Genomic DNA, 17,537 nt, shown 5'->3' on the forward strand with positions numbered 1-17,537 from the left:
GGCTTGCGCTTTCTCTTGCGCGATTGGCCCGGTCGCACTAAGGCGTCCACATGAGCCAGACATCCCATGACCGCCTCCTGATCATCGACTTCGGCAGCCAGGTAACGCAGCTGATCGCGCGCCGCCTGCGAGAGCTGAATGTCTATTGCGAGATCCACCCCTACCAGAAGGTGACCGCCGCTTTCCTGAAAGAATTTGCCCCCCGCGCGGTGATCTTTTCGGGCGGGCCGGATTCGGTCATGCGCGATGGATCCCCCCGCCCCCCGAAAGAGGTCTATGACCTCGGCGTGCCGATCCTGGGCATTTGCTATGGCCAGCAGGTCATGATGCAGGACCTTGGCGGCCGCGTCGAAGCGGGCGAACATGCAACAGCCGAATTCGGCCGCGCATGGGTCACCCCGTCGGAAAAGCGCGATGCGATGCTGGACGGCTGGTTCCTTGAAGAACGCGAGCAGGTCTGGATGAGTCACGGCGACCACGTTGCCGAAATCGCCCCCGGTTTCGAAGTGCTCGGCACCTCGCCCGGTGCGCCCTTTGCGATCACCGCCGACCGCGAACGCAATTTCTATGCCGTGCAATTCCACCCCGAGGTGCACCACACCCCGAACGGCAAGATGATCTACGAGAATTTCGTCAAGCTTGCCGGATTCGCCGGTGACTGGACCATGGCCGCCTACCGCGAAGAGATGATCGGCAAGATCCGCGATCAGGTCGGGGATGCCAAGGTCATCTGCGCGCTGTCCGGCGGGGTCGATTCCTCGGTCGCGGCGGCGCTGCTGCACGAAGCGATTGGCGAAAACCTGACCTGTGTCTTCGTCGACCACGGCCTGTTGCGCCTGAACGAGGCCGACGAAGTCGTGTCGATGTTCCGTGACAACATGAACCTTTCGGTGATCCACGCCCAGGAACAAGAGCTGTTCCTCGGAGAGCTGGACGGTGTTTCCGATCCGGAAACAAAGCGCAAGATCATCGGCCGCCTGTTCATCGACGTCTTCCAGAAATATGCCGACGGGATCGAAGGCGCGGCCTTCCTCGCACAGGGTACGCTCTACCCCGATGTGATCGAATCCGTCAGCTTCTCCGGCGGGCCTTCCGTCACCATCAAGAGCCACCACAATGTCGGCGGCCTGCCCGAAAAGATGGGGTTGAAGCTGGTCGAGCCGCTGCGCGAACTGTTCAAGGACGAGGTCCGCGCCCTGGGCCGCGAACTTGGCCTGCCCGAAAGCTTCATCGGGCGCCATCCCTTCCCCGGTCCCGGTCTTGCGATCCGCTGCCCCGGCGAAATCACCCGCGAAAAGCTGGAAATCCTGCGCAAGGCGGATGCGGTCTATATCGACCAGATCCGCAAGCACGGGCTGTACGACGACATCTGGCAGGCCTTCGTGGCCATCCTGCCGGTGCGCACCGTCGGCGTGATGGGCGATGGACGCACCTATGACTACGCCTGCGCCCTGCGCGCGGTGACCAGCGTCGATGGCATGACGGCGGATTACTATCCCTTCAGCCATGACTTCCTTGGCGAGACCGCGACGCGGATCATCAACGAGGTCAAGGGCATCAACCGCTGCACCTACGACATCACCTCCAAGCCCCCCGGAACGATCGAGTGGGAATGAACCACGCCTCCTGCGCGACGGTCGGGACGCGGCGGAACAGAGGATCCTAGAACTTCCCCCGCCAATGTCCCCATCTGGGCAGCTGGCGGGTGAGGATAAAACGATCCCGCATGGATCATCTGGCGCCTTCGCCGTATGGGGTTCGTAAGGCCACGAGGACCCACAGTGCCCCTTCCGCATTACACCTATGTCTTCGACCGGGACTATTCCTACCTGACTCTCGTTTCGGTCTGGAGCCTGCTGCAATCGGTCTCGGGGCCTTGCGAGGTTCTTTTGCTGACAGACGCCGCCCCAAAGGGGTTTTCGCCAGCCGTCGACAAGATCGCGGAGGCCTTTCCGAAGGCCGGGATCACCCTGACCGAAGCCCCCGCGATGACGGCGGTTGAAGCGCACTTCTGGATCTACGGCCTGCGCGATCATCTGGATTGCAAGACGCTGCTGATCGATGGCGACACCTGCGTCATGCAGGACCCTGCGCCGCTGTTTGACACCGATCTTGGCGGCCATTCCCTTGGGGCCATTCGCGACATTCCCTATCTGCGGCTTTGGGCGCGGGCGCGGTTGCCCTTCCGCGCGGCCAGGTATCGCACCAAGATGGAAGCCTACCTGGGCCGGGACCTGCTGCCCGCCAGTGCCGATTACTTCAATGCCGGCGTCATACTGGTCGATCTGCCCGGTCTGTCCGCAGGGCCCCTTTGGCCGATGTTCGACGTGGATCTTGCCCCTGCCGAAACCGAACGACTGGGCCTTCCGCGGCGCGATCAGGGCTGGCTGAACCATGCCTTTGCCGGCAATATCCAGCCGCTTGACCTGCGCTGGAATGCCATCGATCCCGAAGGGCTGGTTTCCAAACCCTACCTGCCCCGCGCCATGAAGGATCAGTTGCGCCGGGCCACCGATGATCCCGGCATCTTTCATTTCGCCGGGGGGTTCAAACCCTGGGATCCCGAAACCGCCGATACCAACCGCTTCACCCCGTCCTGGCACCGGGCCCGCGCTGTCTGGCAGGCTGCAGCGCAACAGGTCTCCGACGCCACGGGTCGCGATATCGTCAGCCTTGCCAACGGCAGGCACGGTTGACCCTGAGCGCCGCAGACTGCAAATCTGACCCATCATCAGCGAAGGATTCCATGGCGAAAGCAGATTCCATTCTTGCCCGGTGCGAAGCATCCGGCCTGCGCATGACCGAACAACGCCGGGTGATCTCGGGCGTGCTGGATGATGCGCGCGATCACCCCGATGTCGAAGAACTGCATGACCGCGCCAATGCGCTCGATCCGCGCATTTCCCTTGCCACGGTCTATCGGACCGTGAAGCTGTTCGAAGAGGCCGGGATCTTGGAAAAGGTCGATTTCGGCGATGGCCGGTCCCGCTATGAAGACGCGAAACGCGCCCATCACGACCACCTGATCGACATGACCACAGGCAAGGTGATCGAATTCGTAGATCCCGAGATCGAGGCGCTTCAGGAACGGATAGCCGCCAAGCTGGGCTACCGCCTTCAGGGGCACCGACTGGAACTCTACGGCACGCCGATCAAGAAGGACTGACGCCGGCCTGACCCTGCACCGGGCCCGCTGGCCCCCAAGGGCGGCCTCGCGTCGGCAATTTCACGGGTTAACGCAAACAGTTGCGCCTCGCCCCTTTCCACGCCCCAAGCGAGGGCCTAAGACTTGGGGCAAAGCCATTCTCCACAAGGGACATTGCCCGATGAGCACGATTATCGATATTTTCGCCCGCGAAATCCTCGACAGCCGGGGCAACCCCACCGTCGAGGTCGACGTGACCCTGGAAGACGGCACCATGGGCCGCGCGGCCGTGCCCTCGGGCGCCTCCACCGGCGTCCACGAGGCCGTCGAAAAGCGCGATGGCGACAAGGATCGCTACATGGGCAAGGGCGTCCTGCAGGCGGTCGAGGCCGTGAACGGCGAGATCGCCGATACCATCGTCGGTTTCGAAGCTATCGACCAGGTCGGTATCGACCTTGCCATGATCGAACTGGACGGCACCGACAACAAGGGACGCCTAGGCGCCAATGCCATCCTCGGCGTGTCGCTTGCCGTCGCCAAGGCTGCTGCCGATTTCACCGGCCAGCCGCTGTTCCGCTATGTCGGCGGCACTTCGGCGCGGGTCCTGCCGGTGCCGATGATGAACATCATCAACGGCGGCGAACATGCCGACAACCCGATCGACATCCAGGAATTCATGATCATGCCCGTTTCGGCCACGAACATTCGTGACGCGGTGCGCATGGGATCCGAAGTCTTCCACACCCTGAAAAAAGAGCTTTCGGCCGCCGGCATGTCCACCGGCCTTGGTGATGAAGGCGGCTTTGCCCCCGAGCTCGGCTCGACCACCGACGCGCTGGATTTCATCCTGAAATCCATCGAAAAGGCCGGTTACAAGCCCGGCGAGGATATCTTCCTGGCGCTCGATTGCGCGGCGACCGAATATTTCGTCGATGGCAAATACGAGATGAAGGGCGAAGGCAAATCCCTGACTTCTGCGGAAAACGCCGACTACCTCAAGGCACTCTGCGATGCCTATCCGATCATCTCGATCGAAGACGGCATGGCCGAGGATGACTGGGAGGGCTGGAAGCTGCTGACCGACGCCATCGGCGACAAGGTCCAGCTGGTCGGCGACGATCTGTTCGTCACCAATCCTGCCCGCCTTGCCATGGGCATCGAACAGGGCGTGGCCAACTCCATGCTGGTCAAGGTCAACCAGATCGGCACCCTGACCGAGACGCTGAAGGCCGTCGAGATGGCGCATCGTGCGCGCTATACCAACGTCATGTCGCACCGCTCGGGTGAAACCGAGGACGCCACGATCGCCGACCTCGCCGTGGCAACCAATTGCGGCCAGATCAAGACCGGCTCGCTGGCGCGCTCCGACCGGCTGGCGAAGTACAACCAGTTGATCCGCATCGAAGAACTGCTGGGCGAAACCGCAGAATACGCCGGGACCTCGATCCTGAAAAAATAGGGCGTTTCCCCCGTGCGACCCATCTGCGCCCCGCGATCCGTCATTGGTTCGCGGGGCGTTTTCGTTCAGGTTGGGCCAATGGCCGCCGAATTCCCCTAAGGAGATTGCAAATGACCGACATGACCGCAGAAGAGATCGTCGCCCTGCTCGGCCTCTTGCCCCATCCCGAAGGCGGCGCCTTTGGTGAAACCTGGCGCGCGCAAGAGGATACCAAGGATGGCAAGTCCGCAGGCACGGCGATCTATTTCCTGCTGAAACAAGGCGAGGTCAGCCATTGGCACAAGGTGGTCTCGACCGAGATCTGGCACCATTACGCCGGCGCCCCGATCAAGCTGCGCCTGTCGGAAACCGAAACCGGACCCGCCAGTACGCATCTGCTGGGCACCGACCTTGCCGCCGGTCAGCGCCCCCAGGTGATCGTGCCATCCAACTACTGGCAGACAGCCGCGCCGCTGGGGGGCTGGGCGCTGGTTGGGTGCACCGTATCCCCGGGCTTCGACTTTGCCGATTTCACCCTGGCGGAGCCGGATTTCGACATCCCGTCCTAAGGGCTACTGCGCGCCCCGGATCGCGGCAATCAGGCCCCGGGTCGAACCATCCTTGCCCGTCGCGGGTTCGGTCCCCGCAAGAATCGGCGACAGCGTCCGCGCCAGCTCCTTGCCCAGTTCTACGCCCCATTGATCGAAGGAATTGATGCCCAGCACCACCCCTTCGACAAAGACCCGGTGTTCGTACAGCGCCACGATCTGGCCGAAGACAAAGGGCGTCAATTTTGGGTAAAGCAGCGTCGTCGAGGGCCGGTTGCCGGGGAAGACCCGGTGGCGTGCCTGGCGTTCCAGTTCCGCGCCTTCAAGGCCGGCCTTCTGCATCAGCCCGCGCGCTTCTTCGAGGGACCGGCCCATCATCAGCGCCTCTGACTGGGCCAGGCAATTGGCCAGAAGAAGGTCATGCTGATGTTTAAGATCACCTTCGAAGCCATTGATCCCCATCATGAATTCACAAGGAACAACCCGCGTGCCCTGGTGGATCAGCTGGTAGAAGGCATGTTGCCCATTGGTGCCCGGCTCACCCCAGACCACGGGACCGGAGGGCTGGGTCAGATCGCTGCCATCCATCGCGACACGCTTGCCGTTGCTCTCCATCTCCAACTGCTGAAGATAGGCCGGCAGGCGCAGCAGGCGCTGTTCGTAAGGCAGCACGGCGCGCGTTCCATGGCCAAGCCCCTGATTGTGCCAGATCCCCACCAGCGCCAGCAGCACGGGCAGGTTTTCAGCCGCTGGCGCCGTGCGGAAATGCTTGTCCATGGCTTGCGCACCGGACAGGAAATCGCGGAAATTCTCGGGGCCCACGGCAATCATCACCGGCAGACCGATCGGCCCCCACATTGAATACCGCCCCCCGACCCAATCTTCGAAACCAAAGACGCGCTCGGCCGGAATACCCCATTCGCCGGTCAGCGAGGCACTGGTGCTGAGGGCGGCAAACTGCGCGGAAGGATCAATAACCTTTTCCGCCATCCAGTCGCGCGCCGTTGCAGCATTGGTCATCGTCTCGATTGTCGTGAAGGTTTTGGAGGCAACGATTACCAGCGTGGTTTCCGGGTTCAGACCCTGCAAAGTGTCGTGGATATGTGCGCCATCGACGTTCGACACGTAGTGTACCCGCGGCCCGTCGCAATAAGGTGCCAGGGCAAGCGTCGCCATGACGGGTCCCAGGTCCGACCCGCCGATACCGATGTTTACGACGTCGGTGATCGCACCGCCCTGGCCGGTAAAGCTGCCGTCGCGCAGCGAGGTCGCAAAGGCCTCCATTCGGGAAAGGGTCGACAGGACTTCCGGCATCACATCCTGACCGTCGACCAACACCGGGTCGGCATCAAGATTACGCAGCGCGGTGTGCAGGACGGCGCGGCCTTCCGTTTCGTTGATCTTTTCGCCGCTGAACATCGCTTCGCGTCGTGCCGGCAGATCTGCGGCTTCGGTAAGATCCAGAAGCGCCTGAAGGACTTCGGCATCAATCGAGGTCTTGGAATAATCGAACAGCAGCCCATCGGCGCGAGCAGAAAAGCCTTCGAACCGTGAAGGATCTGCGGCAAACAGGTCGAGGATCTGGCCAGCGCCCTGCGTTTCGGCGAGCGTTTTCAGCTTGTCCCACATGGGTTAAATTCCCTTGTTTTCAATCGGATGATATGCGTTATTAAAGTGTCACACGAAGTAATTTCGTTTCAGGGTGCCCAATGCACGGTCGCCTCTGCAAGGACGGCCGCAATGGGCGCCTCGACCGGGGTAAGGGTCCGGGCGCGCTCCAGTGCTGCGCGCTTTTCGGCCCCCATGATCACCACATGGGTCGACAGAGCACCGCGCAAATAAGGCGCGGTGATGGTGATCCGCGGCTCGCCGGCATCTTCAGCGCGCATCGGCAGCAAGATCGGCGCGTCCGAAGCAAGGGCCTCTTCCAAGCGATCTGCGCCGGGGAACAGGGAGGCGGTGTGCATGTCGCCGCCCATGCCGAGCACCAGCACGTTGATCGGCATATGCGGCGCCAACGCCTGCGACAGCGCCTCAAGCGCGCCTTCAGGTTCCGGTGCATCGGCATATAGCGGCAACAGGGTTGCGGCGGCCGCATGGCCCGACAAAAGCCGCTGACGCAGCAAGCCGGTGTTGGACCGGGGCGAGGTTTCCGGCACCCAGCGTTCATCGTTCAGCACTACATCGACCCGCTCCCAGTCCAGGCGGACCCCGGACAAGGCGTCAAAGATCGGTCCGGGCGTGGTCCCCCCGGGCACGGAAAAGGTCACCCTGTCCTCGTGCCGCAGCGCCGCGCCAAGCTCCCCGGCCAACGTGTCCGCCAGGTCCAGCGCAAGCATATCGCGATCAGGGTATTCCTTGAAATTCATGTCTTTATCTCCCGCCAGCGGCGGCCATCCTTGTGCATCAGCATCATCGATTCCTCGGGCCCGGTAGAACCCGGATCGTAGGGCATCGGCCGGTCGCCGCGCTGTTCCCAGCCGTCGATGATCGGGTCGGCCCAGGCCCAGGCCGCCTCGACCTCGTCCCCGCGCATGAACAGGGTCTGGTTGCCCCGGATCACGTCCATGATCAGCCGTTCATAGGCATCCGGCACGTCCTCGGCATCCGGGCCGAGCGCTTCGGCAAAGGTCATGTCGAGCGGCACATCGACCAGCCGCATACCGCCGGGACCGGGTTCCTTGATCGTGACACCAAGGTCCATGCCTTCGTTGGGCTGCAGCCGGATTGTCAGGATATTGCGGTGCGATCCGCTTTCGGGGCCGAAAATCGAATGCGGCGTCTGCTTGAAGACCACTGCGATTTCCGAAGTCCGCGCCTTCAGCTTCTTGCCCGTGCGCAGGTAAAGCGGGGTACCCGCCCATCTCCAGTTCGAGATCTTCACCTTCATGGCGATGAAGCTTTCGGTGCGGCTGGTCGGATCCCCGACATCATCAAGGTAATTCGGCTGCTTCCCGGCCGCAGAATACTGCCCACGCACGATGTCATCCGCAGGAACGGCCTCCAAGGCACGGATGACCTTCAGTTTTTCGTCGCGCACTGCATCGGGTTCAAACCGCGCTGGCGGCTCCATCGCAATCAGGCACAGCAATTGCATCAGGTGGTTCTGCACCATGTCCCGCATCGCGCCGGACTTGTCGTAATATTCGCCCCGCCCGCCGACACCGACGGTTTCGGCAACGGTGATCTGGATATGATCGACGTATTGCGCATTCCAGAGCGGCTCGAACAGCATGTTGCCAAAGCGGACGGCCATCAGGTTCTGAACCGTCTCCTTACCGAGGTAATGATCGATCCTATATACTTGGCTTTCGTCAAAATGCGCTGCCAGATCCTGGTTCAGCGCCCGTGCCGAGGCAAGGTCATGGCCAAAGGGCTTTTCCACCACGATGCGCGTATTGCTGTCGGCCATCCCGTGGGTATGCAGCCGTTCCGCCAAGGCGCCAAAGAGGCTGGGTGCGACAGAGAAATAGAAGGCCCGCACCCGATCACCCGAGACCTTCTCGGCCAATGCTTTCCACCCGGTTTCACCCAGGGCATCGACATGCACGTAATCGAGATGGCTGGTGAATTCCGCCACCTTTTCCGCATCATAGGCCTTGGGATCGAATTCCTTGATCCCCTCGGCGATAAGCTGTTGGAATTCTTCCGCCGTATGGTCGGACCGCGCCGCGCCGATGATCCGGCTGTCGCCTTCCATCTGACCCGAGCAGAAACGGCGGTATAGCGCCGGCAGGATCTTGCGCCGGGCAAGGTCCCCCGTACCGCCAAAGATGACCAGGTCGAACGTGTCGACGGGAATCACTCGAGAAACCATCAAAGCTCCTTTCAGATCGCGCTTTGGGCGCCGGGACCCGCGCTGCAACCGGTGTCACGGCACGGCAGAACCGAGCGCAGCATAACAGATGCCGCGCCCATCACAATGCCGCCCGTTAGCGGTAACTGCCCGCAGAAATCGGCGCCCTTCCATGATCACAGGGGACCGTGGCCAGCAGGGCACAACAAAGCCTGGGGACCGGACGGATCTGCCGCAGGCCTTGCCGCGTTTTCAGGCACTTTGCAGGTCGGCAGGCTGGCTGATCCGCCCGCCGGTTTGCGGTTTGGGGACGCCGGTCGTACCGGGCGCCGAGATCGGCAACCCTTTCAGGACCCGCACCGCAAGATAGGCAAAGGCCTGGGCTTCCAGCATGTCGCCGTCCAGCCCGACGGCCTCGACCGCAGCGACAGGCAGGCCGCAACGCCCGTCGAGCGCCTTCATCAGGGCCGCGTTGCGCCGCCCGCCGCCCGTGACCAGAAGACGTTCGGGCCGAGCGGGCAAATGGCGCAATCCACGGGCCACTCCTTCGGCGGCCAGCCCGGTCAGCGTGGCGGCGGCATCGGCATCCGACAGGTGTGAACAGGCCGAGCTGAGGTCGCCGAAATCATTTCGATCCAGTGACTTGGGCGGCACTCTTGAGAAATAGGAATGGCTGATGATCTGGGCAATGACACCTTCATCCGCAACCCCGGAGGCCGCAAGCGCGCCGTCCTGATCAAAGCCCGCCCCGCGTCGCGCCAGCAGCAGGTCGTTGATCGGCGCATTGGCCGGGCCGGTGTCAAAGGCCAGCAAGGCGCCATCGGCGGCGGGATCCTCAAAGCCGGGGTCGACCCAGGTCAGGTTGCCGACGCCGCCCATGTTCAGAAAGGCCACCGGTGCATCCGCACCGCACCACCGCGCGCAGGCATGGTGAAAGAACGGCGCCAATGGGGCGCCTTCGCCACCTGCCGCCACATCGGCGCTGCGGAAATCCCAGACCACGGGCCGCGCAAGACGCCGGGCCAGCTCCGCGCCGTCACCCAGTTGAAAGGTCCCGCGCCCTCGCGGTTCATGGGCCAGTGTCTGGCCGTGAAAGCCCATCACGCCGGCTTCGGGAAACTCCCCCATCAAGGTGGCGTGGGCGCCAAGCACCACATCATGCGCCGCCGTGATGCGCGCGTCTTCGCCCGGCCACAGACCGAGGGCTGCGGACAGCGCCGCCTGCTCTGCCTCGGAGTAACCAAGGTAGGCGCTGCGTCCGAACCCGAAGATCTGCTGCCCGTCGGTATCGACCAATGCGGCATCCACCCCATCCAGAGAGGTGCCCGACATCACCCCGAGCGCCATGATTCGCCCCGTTTCAGCGGCCTCAGACATGGTCTTTTCCTTTGCTCTGCCCAAGGATATAGAGTGCCCTGCAAAACCAAGCGGAACAAGTGTCATGACCTATATCCCCAAGTCGGACTTCTTGTCCGTCATCATGGAACGCGGCTTTGTCGCCGACTGCACCGACTTTCAGGCGCTGGACGATGCGCTGCTGAAGGGCGGCGTTCCGGGGTATATCGGCTATGACGCCACGGCGGCGTCGCTGCATGTCGGGCACCTGATGAACATCATGCTGCTGCGCTGGTTCCAGAAGACCGGCCAGCGCCCGATTACCCTGATGGGCGGCGGCACGACCAAGGTGGGTGACCCCAGCTTCCGGTCCGACGAACGCCCCCTGCTGGGCCCGGAACAGATCGATGCCAATATCGCCGGGATGCAGAAGGTCTTTGCCCGCTACCTCGATTACAACGAGGACAGCGGCGCCCTTATGCGCAACAATGCCGAATGGCTGGATGAGTTGAACTATCTCGAGTTTCTGCGCGACATCGGGCGGCATTTCTCGGTCAACCGGATGCTGAGCTTTGAATCGGTGAAATCCCGCCTGGATCGCGAACAATCGCTGTCCTTCCTCGAATTCAACTACATGATCCTGCAAGCCTATGACTTCCTTGAATTGAACCGCCGCTATGGCTGCCTGTTGCAACTAGGTGGATCGGATCAATGGGGCAATATCGTCAATGGGATCGACCTGACCCGGCGTGTGCTGGATCACGAGATCTACGGGTTGACGACGCCGCTGCTGACGACCTCGGACGGGCGCAAGATGGGCAAGAGCCAGGGCGGCGCGATCTGGCTGAACCCGGACATGCTGTCGCCTTATGAATTCTGGCAGTTCTGGCGCAACACCACCGACGCCGATGTCGGCCGGTTCATGAAGCTGTATACCGAGCTTCCGGTCGAGGAATGCGATCGCCTTGGCGCCCTTGGCGGGTCCGAGATCAATGCCGCCAAGATCATTCTTGCCAACGAGGTGACCACCCTGCTGCACGGCGCCGAAGCCGCAGCGGCCGCCGAAGCCACTGCCCGCGAAGTCTTTGAAAAGGGCGGCACCGGGGACGATCTGCCAACGCTTGAGTTGAGCCCGGAAGAGGTCGGCGGGGGGATTTCCGTCGTGCAGTTGTTCCTGCGCTCGGGTCTGGTGGGATCTGGCAAAGAGGCCAAGCGCCTGTTCGCGGACAATGGGGCGCGGCTTGACGACGCCCCACTGACCGATGCCGGGCTGATGCTGGATCAGGCTGCGCTGGCCTCTCCGGTCAAGCTGTCGGCGGGCAAGAAACGCCACGCCCTAGTGAAGCTGGCGCGCTGAGAAGCCAGCCTCGTGCCTTGAATGGAATGTCACTGCATGGACCCTTGTCTGTGCAGTGACGGTACTATCGGATGTCCTGGCAGGCGATGTCATCATGCGGCAATCACCGACCTTCCCAAATCGCTACGTTTTCCCTTTGAAATCCGGGCGTGGCGGCCCTATAAGAACCTTGTCGCTTCGGCGACTATGGACATAAACGCGCTCGTCATAAGCGGATCGGACCCGGGGGCGGTACCCGGCGGCTCCACCAAACATCCCTTGTTGGGGGATCATGGGGCCGAAACAGGATCGACGAACGTCTAAAGGGGTTAGCTTTGTCTCGGCTGTCTGCCACCGTTACCGGCGAAAAAAGTACAATTGCCAACAACAATCGTGCTCCGATGGCTCTGGCCGCGTAAGCGGTTCGATCTATCGAAACTTAAGCCCTTTGGCCTAGCAGCTTAAGGCGGGGTTCGCAGGTACCTGGCAACAGAAACCTGCACTTTCCCACACCTTTTCAGATCTGCGCAGTCGCCGGGGGGACGCTGTCCCCCTCTTGGCCATGGCCAATTCACCCCCTGGGATATTTTTCACAGGGAAACTTGGCGGGATTTGCCCCTCGTCGGCGTCGGGCAATGGCTGTATGAGCAGCGGATGAGCGAGACATTCGAGATTTTCTGTGCCGTAGCCCCCGGGCTGGAAGACGCCCTAAGCCGTGAAATGGTGGAGGCGGGGTTTTCTGATCCGATCGTCACCCCGGGAGGCGTGAGTTTTGAGGGCAACTGGCAGGATGTGCAGCGCGCCAATCTGGTCCTGCGCGGCGCGGCGCGGGTTCTGGCGCGGATTGGCGGATTTCCGGCGTTTCACCTCGCACAGCTCGACAAGCGGGCGCGGAAGTTTCCCTGGGGTGACTTCCTTCGGCGAGATATGCCGGTGCGGGTAGACGTGGTGACGAACCGGAAGTCTAAGATTTATCACGGTCGGGCCGCGCAGCAGCGGATCGAGACCGCGTTGAAGGAGAGCCTCGGCGTCGATATCGGTGGCGAAGAGGCCCTGGTTCTGAAGGCGCGGATCGATGACAACCTGGTGACCTTCAGCCTTGATACATCGGGCGAGCCATTGCACCGGCGCGGGCACAAGGTGGCCGTGGGCAAAGCGCCGATGCGCGAGACTTTGGCGGCGCTGTTCCTGCGCGAATGCGGCTATTGCGGGGATGAGCCTGTCTTGGATCCGATGTGCGGATCCGGAACGTTTCTGTTGGAGGCGGCCGAGATGGCGGTCGGACTGGCGCCGGGACGGGAGCGGAGTTTTGCCTTTGAAAAGCTCGCCGGATTCAACGCCGCGCAATGGGCCGAAATGAAGGGAAGCCTTCCCGTCGGCCTCCTGCCTCCCGCGGATTCCGTGCGATTTCATGGCTCCGACCGAGACAGCGGAGCCGTGGGCATGGCCGGCAAGAATGCCGAACGCGCCGGTCTGGCCGAGATCATCGACCTGCATTGCGCGCCGATTTCCGCGCTGGAACGCCCCGCGGGTCCGCCGGGATTGGTAATCACCAATCCGCCCTATGGCGCGCGGATCGGGAACAAGAACCTGCTTTATGCGCTGTACGGAAGTTTCGGCAAGGTTATGGCTGAGCGGTTCAGCGGCTGGCGTGTCGGCATCGTGACCTCGGAACCGGGGCTTGCCAAGGCGACCGGCCTGCCCCTGCTGCCCCCCGGCGCGCCGGTGTCCTTCGGCAGTCTCAAGGTCCAGCTTTGGCGCACGGAGCCCCTGCCCTGAACAAATGACACTTTGGGGGCTGGAACGTTGACCTTGCACAGAATCTTGCCGGGTGATCTTTCGTTTTGGATCGAATCCCCTATGCTTCTCCAAAAGGATTTCGGAAGACGCCATGCCCCGCACTATCGACTACGGCAATCTCATGCATCGCGCGATGCGCGGCCTAATTTTCGACGTCCTGACGGAAGTCGCCGAGACAGGCCTGCCCGGCGCGCACCATTTCTTCATCACCTTCGACACCACCCATCCGGAGGCGGAACTGGCCGATTGGCTGAAGGACCGTTACCCCAGCGAAATGACTGTGGTGATGCAGCATTGGTTCGACGATCTGCAGATCACGGACAGCGGTTTTGCCGTAACACTGAATTTTGGCGATGCACCGGAGCGGATGTACATTCCCTTCGACGCGATCCAGACCTTCGTCGACCCATCCGTCGAGTTTGGCCTGCGGTTTGAAACCCAGGGCCAGGATGATGACGACGAAGAAGATGAGGAAGACGATTTCGGAGAAGACGATCCGACGCCGCCCGAGCCTCCGCGTCCGCTGCGCGATCGCAGCAAGAAGGATCAGGACCGCAAGCCCGAAAACCGTCCCGCCGGTGAGGCCGAGGTTGTGCGCCTGGACAAGTTTCGCAAGTGATTGACACCCGGCAGGCCTGTCCTGTCGGGTGTCAGCCTGCTTCCACTCGCGCGGTACATTGGTGAATTTTTTGTAAAATCATGGTTTTACCCTTGCCGGATCGGCTTCGAATTCGCTTATGAATTCGGAACGACACCAGTTTGGGAGGCACGCAGGTGGCCAGCGATTTTGCGGTATTCATCGGACAGATGATGCGAAACCCGATGGAGGTTTCCGCCATCGCCCCCTCATCCGCCGCCGTGGCGCGCAAGATGACGGAGGGCGTGGAAAAGATCAAAGGGCCGATCCTCGAGATCGGGCCGGGCACGGGCAGCTTCACCCGTGTGATGCTGGAACGGGGCGTGCCGCCCGAACAATTGATCCTGATGGAGCTGAACCCGCGCTTCTGCGAGGCCCTGAGCCAGAAGTTCCCCGGTGTGCGCGTGCTGAACCGGCCGGCGCAGGAAATCGGAGAGATAGGGGTTTCGGATCTGGGTTGCGTGATCTCTGGTGTGCCGGTTCTGGCGCGGCCACAGATCCAGCGAGAGGTCGTCGGGCGTGCCTTCGAGGTCATGGCGCCCCGTGGGGTTTTCGTGCAGATCACCTATAGCCCCAATGCGCCAATCCCGCCCGAGGTGCAGGCGGAAATGGGTCTGGTCGCGACCAAGCGCGGCACGGTCTGGGCCAACCTGCCCCCCGCGCGGGTCTTCGAATTCCGCCGTCACGTCCAGTAGTTTCTGCCACGCCCCTGAGCACTGGCGCCGGGGGCTTTGCCCCCACGCCCGGGGACCGCTCGGCGCGGTCTCCGGGCGTTCCCCCAGAGTATTTTTCGGCCAGATGACGGGGAGCGGTAAAAGGCGCGGTTCGATCACCCCGGGAATGACGCACACTCTGTTAGCCATAACGGCATTGAATCCACGGGTGCATCGGGTAAACCGACTGCGACAACCCTTGGGGAGAGCAATTCCATGACCGAAACCCGCACCGAGACCGACAGCTTTGGCCCGCTCGAAGTTCCTTCCGACAAGTATTGGGGCGCGCAAACGCAGCGCTCGATCCTGAACTTCCCCATCGGTTGGGAAAAGCAGCCGGTTCCGATCATCCGGGCGCTCGGGGTTATAAAGCAGGCCTGTGCCATGGCCAACAAGGCCAATGGCGACATGGAAGCGGAGGTTGCCGATGCGATCGTCGCGGCGGCCGGCGAGGTCATCGAGGGCAAGTTCGACGACAACTTCCCGCTGGTCGTCTGGCAGACCGGGTCCGGCACCCAGTCGAACATGAATGCCAACGAGGTCATCAGCAACCGCGCGATCGAGATGCTGGGCGGGACCATGGGCTCGAAATCGCCGGTGCACCCCAATGACCATTGCAACATGGGGCAATCGTCCAACGACACCTTCCCCACCGCCATGCATGTCGGCATCGCCATGCAGGCCCGCGATGTGCTGCTGCCGGGGCTGAAAAAGCTTCAGGCCGCGCTTGCCGCGAAGTCAGAAGAATTCAAGGATATCATCAAGATCGGCCGCACCCATACGCAGGATGCGACGCCCCTGACCCTTGGCCAGGAGTTTGGTGGCTATGCCCATCAGGTGACCAAGGCAATTCAGCGGGTCGAGAGCTGCCTGCCCGATATCTACGAGCTGGCGCAGGGCGGCACCGCCGTTGGAACCGGGCTCAACACCAAGAAGGGCTGGGGCGAATCCGTTGCCGCCAATATGGCCGAGATTACCGGCCTGCCCTTCGTCACCGCCCCCAACAAGTTCGAAGCCCTTGCAGCGCATGACGCCATGGTCATGTTCTCGGGCGCGCTGAAGACGGTTGCGGCCAGCCTTTTCAAGATCGCCAACGACATCCGCCTGCTCGGCTCCGGTCCCCGTTGCGGTCTGGGAGAGCTGATCCTGCCGGAAAACGAGCCCGGTTCCTCGATCATGCCGGGCAAGGTCAACCCGACCCAGGCCGAAGCGCTGACCATGGTCTGCGCCCATGTCATGGGCAATGATGCAGCCATCGGGTTTGCCGGGTCGCAGGGGCATTTCGAGCTGAACGTCTACAACCCGATGATGTCTTACAACGTCCTGCAAAGCATGCAGTTGCTCGGCGACAGCGCCTCGGCCTTCACCGACAACATGGTGACCGGAATTCAGGCCAATGAACCCCGGATCGAAAAGCTGCTGCATGAAAGCCTGATGCTGGTGACCGCGCTTGCGCCGACCATCGGCTATGACAATGCGACCAAGGTCGCCAAGACCGCGCATAAGAACGGCACCACGCTGAAGGAAGAGGCGATCAACCTCGGCTTCGTCGACGAAGCCACCTTTGACGCCGTGGTGCGCCCCGAGCAGATGATCGGCCCCAAGGGCTGAGGGCCGCCACCCTTGACCAAGGATTAACGGCCCCCGCGTGGGGCCGTTTGCATGTCCGCGCTTGCGCAGGATGCGCGGCTTTGGCAGAATCGCTGCATGGCAAAGATCGTCAATCTCAACCAGGTCCGGAAGGACAAGGCGCGGGCCGGGAAGCGCGCCAAAGGGGATGAAAACGCCCTGCGTTTCGGCCTTGGCAAGGCGCAGAAGCGTCTCGATCAGGCCCATGCGGACAAGCATGAAGGGGCGCTGGATGGCCATAGGTTGGAACGTCCTGAAAATGTCGCGCCCGAGGCGGGAGACGATGACGGCTCTGACCCGCAGGTATGAGCACCCGTCCCGTAAAACGTTCCCTCACGCTGAAAGGGCATCGTACCAGCGTCTCTCTGGAGGATGAATTTTGGGCCGAGTTCCGCCGTATAGCCCGTGAAAAGGATATCGCAATCAATGCCTTGGCCGCACGAATTGATGCGGGGCGCGAAATCGAAACCGGCTTGGCCTCGGCCATTCGGCTTTATGTGCTCGCGGATCTTCGAGCGCGTCTCGACGAGGCCGGGGTGTGATCGCCATCCTGTTGCTGGCGGCCGGCGCCGCGCGGCGCATGGGGGGTGCGGACAAGCTTCTGGAACAGGTCGAAGGCCAACCGCTGCTGCGCTGCATAGCGCAAAGGGCATTGGCGGCAGATCTGGGACCGGTGCAGATCACGCTGACGTCTGACCGCCCGGAGCGCGACGCGGCACTCAAGGGGCTACCCGTCCAGAAGATCAACGTGCCAAATGCTCAGGACGGCATGGGCGCCTCGATCGCTTGCGGGATCGCCGCCCTGCCCGAAGGACTGGACGGGGTCATGATCCTGCCCTCCGATATGCCCGAGATCACCAGTGCCGACATGCTGACCTTGGCCGAGGCATTCCATAGGGGCGAGGCCCCGATCCTGCGTGGTGCCAGCCAGGTTACCGAGGCGGGCACGGCCCAATCCCTGGCCGGGCATCCCGTCCTGTTTCCCGCTGATTTGTTTCCCGATCTAAAAACAATCAGTGGCGACCAAGGGGCCCGTGCCCTGCTTGCAACACATTCGGGCAGGCTTCGGCTTGTGCCTCTGCCTGGCCGTCATGCCATGATCGATCTGGATACGCCCGAAGACTGGGCGCGGTGGCGCGCGGAGCAAGCCTGATCTGCCG

Annotated in this window: 17 protein-coding genes and 1 other RNA gene; 14 read left to right on the forward strand and 4 right to left on the reverse strand. The window is 62.3% G+C overall.

Annotated features, from left to right (window positions below; all coding sequences use genetic code 11):
- Window positions 1-50: 50 nt before the first annotated feature.
- The 5 genes from guaA (at window position 51) to PSAL_RS05105 (ending at window position 5,152) form a co-directional block, all read left to right on the forward strand.
- A complete protein-coding gene (guaA, locus tag PSAL_RS05085) occupies window positions 51-1,616 on the forward strand; it encodes a glutamine-hydrolyzing GMP synthase (protein WP_119840173.1) in 1,566 nt (521 codons plus the stop codon).
- A 165-nt stretch (window positions 1,617-1,781) separates the two neighbouring features.
- Complete coding sequence (locus tag PSAL_RS05090) at window positions 1,782-2,696, forward strand: glycosyltransferase family 8 protein (protein WP_196222840.1); 915 nt, start codon at window positions 1,782-1,784, stop codon at window positions 2,694-2,696.
- A gap of 50 nt (window positions 2,697-2,746) precedes the next feature.
- The gene (locus tag PSAL_RS05095; protein WP_119840175.1) at window positions 2,747-3,166 is read left to right on the forward strand and encodes a Fur family transcriptional regulator; all 420 of its coding nucleotides are present in this window, start codon (window positions 2,747-2,749) and stop codon (window positions 3,164-3,166) included.
- Window positions 3,167-3,326: 160 nt separating this feature from the next.
- Window positions 3,327-4,604 (forward strand): phosphopyruvate hydratase, encoded by a 1,278-nt coding sequence (gene eno / locus PSAL_RS05100; protein ID WP_119840176.1) that lies wholly within the window; start codon window positions 3,327-3,329, stop codon window positions 4,602-4,604.
- Between the two features lie 119 nt (window positions 4,605-4,723).
- Complete coding sequence (locus PSAL_RS05105) at window positions 4,724-5,152, forward strand: cupin domain-containing protein (RefSeq protein WP_119840260.1); 429 nt, start codon at window positions 4,724-4,726, stop codon at window positions 5,150-5,152.
- Window positions 5,153-5,155: 3 nt separating this feature from the next.
- On the opposite strand, the gene pgi is transcribed toward PSAL_RS05105, so the two are convergent.
- The 4 genes from pgi to PSAL_RS05125 form a co-directional block, all read right to left on the reverse strand.
- Window positions 5,156-6,760: a glucose-6-phosphate isomerase gene (gene pgi, locus PSAL_RS05110; RefSeq protein WP_119840177.1), complete on the reverse strand. Its 1,605-nt coding sequence runs from the start codon at window positions 6,758-6,760 to the stop codon at window positions 5,156-5,158.
- 68 nt (window positions 6,761-6,828) lie between these two features.
- Window positions 6,829-7,500 (reverse strand): 6-phosphogluconolactonase, encoded by a 672-nt coding sequence (pgl, locus tag PSAL_RS05115; protein WP_119840178.1) that lies wholly within the window; start codon window positions 7,498-7,500, stop codon window positions 6,829-6,831.
- Window positions 7,497-8,948 carry a glucose-6-phosphate dehydrogenase gene (zwf, locus tag PSAL_RS05120; protein WP_119840179.1) on the reverse strand — a complete coding sequence of 484 codons (1,452 nt, stop codon included), beginning with the start codon at window positions 8,946-8,948 and terminating at the stop codon, window positions 7,497-7,499. The genes pgl and zwf overlap by 4 nt, the downstream gene beginning before the upstream one ends.
- 231 nt (window positions 8,949-9,179) lie before the next feature.
- Window positions 9,180-10,304: an anhydro-N-acetylmuramic acid kinase gene (locus PSAL_RS05125; protein ID WP_119840180.1), complete on the reverse strand. Its 1,125-nt coding sequence runs from the start codon at window positions 10,302-10,304 to the stop codon at window positions 9,180-9,182.
- 64 nt (window positions 10,305-10,368) lie between these two features.
- On the opposite strand from PSAL_RS05125, the gene tyrS reads away from it, so the two are divergent.
- The 9 genes from tyrS to PSAL_RS05170 all read left to right on the forward strand — a co-directional run bounded on the left by tyrS (window position 10,369) and on the right by PSAL_RS05170 (window position 17,530).
- A complete protein-coding gene (gene tyrS / locus PSAL_RS05130; RefSeq protein WP_119840181.1) occupies window positions 10,369-11,619 on the forward strand; it encodes a tyrosine--tRNA ligase in 1,251 nt (416 codons plus the stop codon).
- A gap of 132 nt (window positions 11,620-11,751) precedes the next feature.
- Window positions 11,752-12,102, forward strand: a transfer-messenger RNA (tmRNA) gene (ssrA, locus tag PSAL_RS05135).
- A 150-nt stretch (window positions 12,103-12,252) separates the two neighbouring features.
- Complete coding sequence (locus PSAL_RS05140) at window positions 12,253-13,377, forward strand: THUMP domain-containing class I SAM-dependent RNA methyltransferase (protein WP_119840182.1); 1,125 nt, start codon at window positions 12,253-12,255, stop codon at window positions 13,375-13,377.
- Between the two features lie 112 nt (window positions 13,378-13,489).
- A complete protein-coding gene (locus PSAL_RS05145; RefSeq protein ID WP_119840183.1) occupies window positions 13,490-14,017 on the forward strand; it encodes an SspB family protein in 528 nt (175 codons plus the stop codon).
- A gap of 155 nt (window positions 14,018-14,172) precedes the next feature.
- The gene (locus PSAL_RS05150; protein WP_119840261.1) at window positions 14,173-14,730 is read left to right on the forward strand and encodes a class I SAM-dependent methyltransferase; all 558 of its coding nucleotides are present in this window, start codon (window positions 14,173-14,175) and stop codon (window positions 14,728-14,730) included.
- A gap of 234 nt (window positions 14,731-14,964) precedes the next feature.
- The gene (fumC, locus tag PSAL_RS05155; RefSeq protein ID WP_119840184.1) at window positions 14,965-16,359 is read left to right on the forward strand and encodes a class II fumarate hydratase; all 1,395 of its coding nucleotides are present in this window, start codon (window positions 14,965-14,967) and stop codon (window positions 16,357-16,359) included.
- A 96-nt stretch (window positions 16,360-16,455) separates the two neighbouring features.
- On the forward strand, window positions 16,456-16,686 hold the full coding sequence (locus tag PSAL_RS19215; RefSeq protein WP_119840262.1) for a DUF4169 family protein: 231 nt from the start codon (window positions 16,456-16,458) through the stop codon (window positions 16,684-16,686).
- The gene (locus tag PSAL_RS05165) at window positions 16,683-16,919 is read left to right on the forward strand and encodes a ribbon-helix-helix domain-containing protein (protein WP_119840185.1); all 237 of its coding nucleotides are present in this window, start codon (window positions 16,683-16,685) and stop codon (window positions 16,917-16,919) included. Before PSAL_RS19215 ends, PSAL_RS05165 begins: the two co-directional genes overlap by 4 nt.
- The gene (locus PSAL_RS05170; protein WP_119840186.1) at window positions 16,916-17,530 is read left to right on the forward strand and encodes a nucleotidyltransferase family protein; all 615 of its coding nucleotides are present in this window, start codon (window positions 16,916-16,918) and stop codon (window positions 17,528-17,530) included. The genes PSAL_RS05165 and PSAL_RS05170 overlap by 4 nt, the downstream gene beginning before the upstream one ends.
- Window positions 17,531-17,537 lie beyond the last annotated feature (7 nt).

Origin of the sequence: Pseudooceanicola algae (assembly GCF_003590145.2) — a bacterium.
GTDB classification, from domain to species: domain Bacteria; phylum Pseudomonadota; class Alphaproteobacteria; order Rhodobacterales; family Rhodobacteraceae; genus Pseudooceanicola; species Pseudooceanicola algae.